The 7,528-nt window shown below is 25.0% G+C and carries 7 protein-coding genes and 1 pseudogene; 3 read left to right on the top strand and 5 right to left on the bottom strand.

Annotated features, from left to right (window positions below; translation table 11 throughout):
• Positions 1 to 225: 225 nt before the first annotated feature.
• Positions 226 to 636, bottom strand: coding sequence for an IS200/IS605 family transposase (tnpA, locus tag BN1173_RS04825; RefSeq protein ID WP_082020214.1), 411 nt, complete (start codon positions 634 to 636; stop codon positions 226 to 228).
• Between the two features lie 39 nt (positions 637 to 675).
• Here tnpA and BN1173_RS00435 point away from each other — a divergent pair, with 39 nt between their 5' ends.
• The 3 genes from BN1173_RS00435 to BN1173_RS00425 all read left to right on the top strand — a co-directional run bounded on the left by BN1173_RS00435 (position 676) and on the right by BN1173_RS00425 (position 3,557).
• On the top strand, positions 676 to 1,809 hold the full coding sequence (locus tag BN1173_RS00435) for an RNA-guided endonuclease TnpB family protein (protein ID WP_040235804.1): 1,134 nt from the start codon (positions 676 to 678) through the stop codon (positions 1,807 to 1,809).
• Positions 1,810 to 2,014: 205 nt separating this feature from the next.
• On the top strand, positions 2,015 to 2,278 hold the full coding sequence (locus BN1173_RS00430) for a hypothetical protein (RefSeq protein WP_139418538.1): 264 nt from the start codon (positions 2,015 to 2,017) through the stop codon (positions 2,276 to 2,278).
• Positions 2,271 to 3,557: a hypothetical protein gene (locus tag BN1173_RS00425; RefSeq protein WP_040235801.1), complete on the top strand. Its 1,287-nt coding sequence runs from the start codon at positions 2,271 to 2,273 to the stop codon at positions 3,555 to 3,557. The genes BN1173_RS00430 and BN1173_RS00425 overlap by 8 nt, the downstream gene beginning before the upstream one ends.
• Before the next feature lie 20 nt (positions 3,558 to 3,577).
• Here the strand turns inward: BN1173_RS00425 and BN1173_RS00420 are convergent, their stop codons facing one another.
• The 4 genes and pseudogenes from BN1173_RS00420 to BN1173_RS00405 form a co-directional block, all read right to left on the bottom strand.
• Entirely contained in the window at positions 3,578 to 4,828 is a 1,251-nt protein-coding gene (locus tag BN1173_RS00420; protein ID WP_040235799.1) for an ABC transporter permease, read from the bottom strand.
• Positions 4,825 to 5,514 carry an ABC transporter ATP-binding protein gene (locus BN1173_RS00415; protein ID WP_012537851.1) on the bottom strand — a complete coding sequence of 230 codons (690 nt, stop codon included), beginning with the start codon at positions 5,512 to 5,514 and terminating at the stop codon, positions 4,825 to 4,827. The genes BN1173_RS00420 and BN1173_RS00415 overlap by 4 nt, the downstream gene beginning before the upstream one ends.
• On the bottom strand, positions 5,515 to 6,765 hold the full coding sequence (locus BN1173_RS00410; RefSeq protein ID WP_040235797.1) for an ABC transporter permease: 1,251 nt from the start codon (positions 6,763 to 6,765) through the stop codon (positions 5,515 to 5,517).
• Positions 6,752 to 7,528: pseudogene (locus BN1173_RS00405) on the bottom strand (hypothetical protein); the annotation flags it as partial. The gene BN1173_RS00410 and the pseudogene BN1173_RS00405, both read right to left, overlap by 14 nt.

Raw genomic sequence — 7,528 nt, 5'->3', positions numbered from 1 at the left:
ACCCTTAATACTTGCAATAGTTATTACTTTTGGTTTTTTTCTAGCCATCTTGTTATAATTAATTCCTCCATTTGGTAATTGTTTTTCATAATTTTTTATTTTACTTTCTTTTTAAATTATTTTGTATGTTAATATAAGATTTTTGTGATTTTATATTTAACAAATAATAACAAAGAAATCTCCACCTATAATTTCTATGAAATTTAGGTGGAGATGAATTTGTTATTAAATGGATTTATTTTGATTTTGAATATATTTTTTGATGATATCAATAGAGGCTCCTCCAGTAGAAATAAGACAATAACTTCTAGACCAAAAATAAGGTTTCCAATAATATTTATCTAAATGAGTAGAATATTTTTTCCTTATAAGCCTTGACGATACTGTTTTTAGATTATTGATAAATTTAGAAGGTTGAATATTGGGGGTAAATTCTAGTAATAAATGAATATGATCCTTATCATGGTTGAATTCATTAAGGGTTATTTTCCATAAAGAACATATATTAAGTATTATTTGGTAAAGAAAAGATGAAAGCTCGGCATTTATGCATTTATGCCTATATTTAGTAACTAATACTAGGTGATAATTAATAGAATATACGCAGTGATTATTAAAAGTTAGCTTGTGTGACATATACACTTAAGTATAAAATATTATAAAATAACAAAACATATGGGTGCTAATAAAGCTTATAAGTACAGAATATATCCTGACGCTAATCAAAAGAAATATTTTTCAAAAGTATTTGGATGCGTAAGATTTTTGTATAACAAAATGTTAAGTGATAAGAGAGACTATTATGAAAAGAATAAGAAAAGTATTAGCGTTAATCCAAGTAATTATAAAAATGAATTTCCATTTTTAAAGGAAGTTGATAGTTTAGCTCTTTGTAGCGCATGGATTGACTTAAATTCTGCGTATAGTAATTTTTTTAGAGAAATTAAAAAAGGAAATAGAACACAAGGATTTCCTAAATATAAAAGTAAGAAAAATAGACAAACCTTTAGAACTAATAATCAAAAAAACTCAATAAGAATAGAAAATGATTATATAAAGCTACCTAAAATAGGATTTGTAAAATTAGCTTTACATAGGAAAATTAAAAGCAATGAAGTTATTAAAAATGTAGTAGTAGAAAAAGATACTGATGATAAATATTATATTTCAGTAGCAGTTGAGTGCTTAGATGTTAAAAATAACGATAAAACTAAATGCAATAAAAAAGAGATAGTTGGTATTGATATGAGCATGAGGCATTTTTTAGTAAGTAGTGAGGGTGAGAAAATCAATCATCCCAAATGTTTACTAAAAAATGAACGTAAACTCAAGAAATGCCAAAGAAAACTATCAAAAAAACAAAAGGGCTCTAGAAATAGAGCTAAATCTAGATTAAGAGTTGCCAAGTTGCATAGGAAAATTTCAAATCAAAGAAAAGATTTTTTACATAAATTATCTTATTATTTTGTAGCTAATTATAAAAATATAGTAATAGAAAGCCTATCAATTAAAAGTATGCAAAAAGGAATGTTTGGCAAAAGTGTTAATGATTTGGGATGGCATGAGTTTGTAAGACAATTATCATATAAATCAGAGTGGTGCGGAGCCTATTTACATAAAGTTGATAGATATTTTCCATCAAGCAAGCTATGCAACAATTGCGGTATTAAAAATACAACTCTAAAATTAAGTGATATTAGGTGGAGTTGTAGGAGTTGTAACACTTTGCACGATAGAGATATAAATGCAGCTCTAAATCTTAAAGCTTATTATTATAAGGAAATAAAAACTAAGGCAGGAACTGCCTGAAGTAAAGCTTGTGGACCATGCTCTAGTGGATGACCGTTCTTGGAGAACCTAAAAAGCTATCATGGGATGAAACAAGAAGCTATTTCTATAATCTTTGATTTAGAAATAGCAGTTCACGCGCTTCTACAAAAGCTCTATCATCTGTCGTTTTTTCAAATTGATCTTCTACTGATTTTTAAAAGCAGAAGATTATAAATTAGTTCCTATTAATAATATTTATGGAAGTGTAACTAATACTGGAGAAATTTTTTGTGATCTTGTTTTTGAGTCTACAGAAATTCCTGAAGAGATTGTTTATACTAAAACTAAAGAAGGTGTTTTGGAAGAGATTTCTGGAGATCTTAGGGGTTCTAAAGAAAAGGTAATTTTGATTAATTCTTTTGTTGGAATTTCTATTACAAAAGATACGGCTAAAAATATTGCTTATTGGCTTTTGAAAAAAGTTGATGAACTAGAAGATAATGAGTAAAACTTCTGAAGAAAGAATTAAAATTTATTTATCTACTTTATCTAAGCATAAGAATAAAATTTTAAAAGAAAGAAGAATAAAAGAAATTATGGGACGAGCTGATATTTCTGATGCTGATATGGAAAATATTGAAAAGCATTTTTTTAAGATATATGATAGAACTCGACAATTAGAGCGAGCTGGAGATTTCGCTCATTCTTTAAGAGAACTTGATGCTGTGTATTTGTATTCTCTTCATAATAAGTCTCTCTTTACTTTGTTTTTTAATCTTTATAAGAGGCTTGTTACGGAAATAAATACTAAAGATACAAATAAAAAATTAATACATGTAAGTTTGCAGGCTAGAGAGTTTGGAATAATTGATGGCGTTGATTTAAGAGAATATGATGAATTTTCAAAATTAAAACAGAGGATATTAGTATTATTGTTAAGTTTTATATTAATATCTGTTATTGCATTTATTACATATAGAACAGTATATCCTTTTATTGGTGGTCATGAATATTTTGGTGATTTAGAGAGGGATATCAAAGAGCCTGTAGTTCAAGGCTTGCCTTCAGTTACAAGGGCATCTGATTTAATAGTTGAATCTGCTAATCTTATTGGCAATCCTAATGTTTTATATTATGTTGAAGTTGAAAGTGCTAAGGTATTGGTTTTTGAAGATTCACATACTTATCAGTTAAAAGCAGGAATTATTTCATCGAAAGATTCTATTAAAAATATTTCTTATAGTATAACAGTTTATGATGATTTGGGAAAACCTATTTTAAATAAAGTTTTTGAAAAGAAGAGTGATTTCCCCAATAAATGGAATAGGGGAGTATATGTTCCAATTGATTTTATATATAATGTTTCTAAAGGTATTAGTTCTCATCCTAAAAAAATGGTTCTTGATATACGTTTAATTGAATTTTTTAAAGACGTTAATGATTTCTCTGGTATTAATTTGGAGACAAGTTCATCAATATTAACTTTTAAATATCTTGGTAGTTATTTTCATGAATCTTTTGAAATTTATGAAGTTAATTCTTTAATAGAAGTTTATAATAGTTCAAGTGATGATGTTAAAGATTTAGAAATTGAAATAATTTATGTTACTAAAGATAGTCAAGTCATTAGGTCGTTAAAGAGAAAGTTAATTTCTGAATCCAATTCTTTTCTTAAATCTCGTTCTAGACAAGTTTTTTCACTAAAAACCATTTTTCCAAAAGAGATTTATGCAAACATTAAAGAGGAATTATCTTCTATTAAAATCATTAATGTATTTGTAAAATAGTATCTATTTTTTTATATAGATTATAGTATTTCTTTTTCTTTAAATTTTGAGATGATGTTCAGAGGAATAAGTGTTGTTGCAATACTAATTAATGTATAGGCTAAGAGGATAATTAGGCTAAATTTAGTACTTATTTTGATGTTAAATTCAGAGATATAATAGTCAGAATTTAGAAGTTCTGTGTTATCAGCGCCAAATATCTTTAAAATTATATTGGTTATAATATCTACTATGTTAATTATTTGTTCTATATTGATGGTTAGGTAATTTCCTATGATGATTCCTATTATGCATGATGTTGAACTTAAAACAAGTGCTATCAGTATAAATATTAATTTAAGGGTTGCATTATTCATTCCAATTGATTTTAATATTGCAATTTTCTTTTTATTTTCAAGTATTAACATACAGAGTGATGAGGATATATTAATACTTGCAAATATTACGATAAATGCCATAATGAATATTAAAAGTTTTTTGCTTATATTTAAATTTGTATATTTGTTTAGATATAGTTCATAAAATGTTTTTATTTTATATTCTTTAAATTCTTTTGTGAGCTTTTCTTTAAGATTATTAGTTTTTTCTTTTGTATTGGTTTTAATAGAAAGTCCAATTATACTTTTAGATAATTCTTTTGTCATTATATTTGCGTCTTGTAATGAAATAAAAACTAAATTTTTATCAATTTCTCTTAATCCTGTTTCAATTATTCCAGCTATGGTAAATTTTTGTGCTCTGGGGAGTATTTTTTGATATTTATTGTTAGGTACTATTAAGTAGATAGAGTCACTAATATTTAAATTAAGCTTGTCTTTGATTTGTCTTGATATTAATATTTCATTTTTGTTAAAGTTTTTCTTTCCATCTACTAATTTTATATGTTTATTATTCTTAATAAATTTATTTTCTACTGCTCTGATTAAAGCCCCTTGTTTTTTTTTATTTCCAATAAGTCCATAGGTTCTTTTCTCAAAGAAATATCTTAGCTTATCATGTTTATATTCGTTTTTAAATTTTTCTAGCTTAGATTTTAGATATTCATCTTTGTGAATTTCATTATATTCTATCTGTACTGAAAATCCTTCATTTTCAATGTATCTTTCTATTGTGGCGTTCATAATATTGTTTGACATATAATAAACAATTATTAAAGGAATCATTACTAGACTTAAAGATATCCCAGAACCTATAAGAGCTTTTTTATTTTTTGAGTGTATGAATATAACATATGCTATTTTTAAAAGTTCTTTAATATTGGAGTGCATCATATTCTCTTTAATGTTTTATCTCTAAGTTCGTATTTGATATCTGCTTTATTTGAAAATTCTGGATTATGACTTACTAAAAGAAGTGTTTTATTAAATGTTTTGGATGTTTCTATTAATAATGATTCTACTGTTTTGGCAGTGTTGATATCTAGATTACCAGTAGGTTCATCGCATAGTATTATATTTGGTTCGTTTATTAAAGCTCTTGCAATAGCTGCTCGTTGTGCTTCTCCTCCGGATAATTCTGAAGGATAATGTTCTTTTCTTGTTTCGATATCTAATATTTTCATTAAGCGCAGAGCTTTTTTTTTGATTTCTGCAAAGTTATCTTTTCCTTCTATTATTTTAGGTAAAATAATGTTTTCAAATACATTAAATTCATCAATTAAATTGTGATTTTGAAATACAAGACCTATTTTTGTATTTTTATATAAACTTAAGGTTTTTTCATTTGCATTTTTTAAAGATATTCCACATGATATTATGTCTCCTGAATCCATTTTATCAATTCCTGATATGATATTAAAGAGTGTTGATTTGCCACAACCGCTTTTACCCTGAATAGAAATAAAATCACCATTTTTGACATTTAAATTTAAATTTTCTAGTACTTGTATTTTTGTTTTATTTTTAGTATACGTTTTATATATTTCTTTGATGCATATTATGTTTTGTGTATTGTGCATTTATGGTGTTGCTCCGTTTATTTTATCAGTATATTTGATTTTTTTAGTCACTTTTAGGCTTGAACATATTGTAAATAGACAAGCAAAAAATAGTATTAGCATTAAATCACCTAAGAATATTTTAGGCGTAATTGTATTTTTTACTATTTTTATTTCTATATTTTCCAGATTTAATTTTAATATATAATTTACAGCATTAATCAAGCTATTTATTAAGATGTCAATTGTATTTAAGATTTCGTTTATGTTTAGAGATATTATGATGCCTGAAATGATTCCAATGATGCTTCCCAATACACAAATTATTACTGAATGAATTAGGAAAACTTTTCTAATTTTTTGTGCTCTTAGTCCCAAAAATAAGATTATTGAGATAGATTTACTTTTATTAATTATTATCCTTTTTTGTAGGTAGTATGTGTTAACAGCAATGACAAGAAATATGCTTGTTAGAATGATTAACATTGTATTTTTCTCTATTTTTAGTGCTTTGTAAAATTCTTTATTATATTCATGCCAAGGTTTAATTTTGATTTTTTGATTAATATTTTTGATTGCATTTATTAGTTTTTTACTTGGATATAAATTTTTTGTTTTTAATTGATAATTAATATCTATATCTTGAATTAGTTGTTTTGTATAAAAGTAATTGATATTCATAAATATTGTAGATTGGTTTATTTTGCTATAATTGCTCTTAAAAATGGCTTTTATTTTAAATTGTTTTACTTCGTTTTTTAATGTATGTAAATTTGTAATTTCATCATTTAATATCAAACCTATTGTGTCTCCTGCATATAGATCTAAGTTATATGAGAGCACGTCTCCTATGATGATTTCATCTTCATTAAGTTGGATTTGAGATGCTGTCAGACCTGTTAGGCGAAGAAAGTTTTTGTCATTTATAACGTCTTTTGTATCAAATGCTATTATATTTAATATGCTTGGGTAATAATAATTTTCAATTCCAATTCCTTGTGTTTCATAAATTTTATTTATTTGAATTATTTCTTTCATTTTTTTAATGGAATTGAATTCTTGCTCATTTAATTTGTTTTCAATTTTTAAATTGCCACTCTCTATTGTAGATATGCTTGTGAAAAAATCATTTTGAAAACCATTCATGATTGATATTGTGATGATGATAATGATTTGTCCAAGTACTATACTTAAGATTATGACAATTGTGAGTGATAAGCTATTTTGTTCATCTAAGATTAATCTTTTAAATAAGAGTCTATTTAGTTTCATTTTTGTCTCTAGTATCTGTATTTATTTGTTCAATAATTTCATCATTTTTATATCTTATTGTAAATATAGGGTTTCCGTTATGGTATATCTTTTGTTCATATTCATTGTCACTGAAATAATCAGTCTTTAGTGATATTAAGTCATTTTCATAGATCGTTTTTGACATTAATTTATCATCAGAATCATATTCATATGTTGTTTTTGTAGTATATTCTTTATCTTCATCTTTTATAATGACATTTTCCATTGTAACATGTCCAGATTCATTATATTCAAAGTCGCATATTTTTGTTATTTTATTATCTTTATAAACTTCTTGTTTTATTAAGTTATGATCTTTATATTTTGATATGATTTTTGTATTATCTTCTTCTTTTACATTGATTATTTCATTGTCATCTAAATATTGATTGTTTTCTTTAGATACAATTTTGTTATTATCTAATATGATGTTTTTTAAATGTCTCTTTTGATCATCATATTGGATTACTTTTGTTTTAGATTTTTTTATATCAAGATATGTTGATTTTATTTCTCCATTGATTCCATAATTCCAAATTTGTAAATCTGATCCTGTTATTTTTAAAAGTTTTCCATTAGTATCTTTCATATAGTGTATTGTTTTTGGTTTTTGATTTAAAATTTTGATTTCTTTGTAAATCACATCGTTATTTTTATAAAAATAGTCTACAGATTCAAGAATTATTCCTTTGGGACTATATTTTATTTCTCTTATTTTATTATTTAGCTATATATTCTGATT

Origin of the sequence: Borrelia crocidurae (genome assembly GCF_000825665.2) — a bacterium.
GTDB classification, from domain to species: Bacteria; Spirochaetota; Spirochaetia; order Borreliales; family Borreliaceae; genus Borrelia; species Borrelia duttonii.
This window is presented reverse-complemented; position numbering and strand designations above follow the sequence as displayed.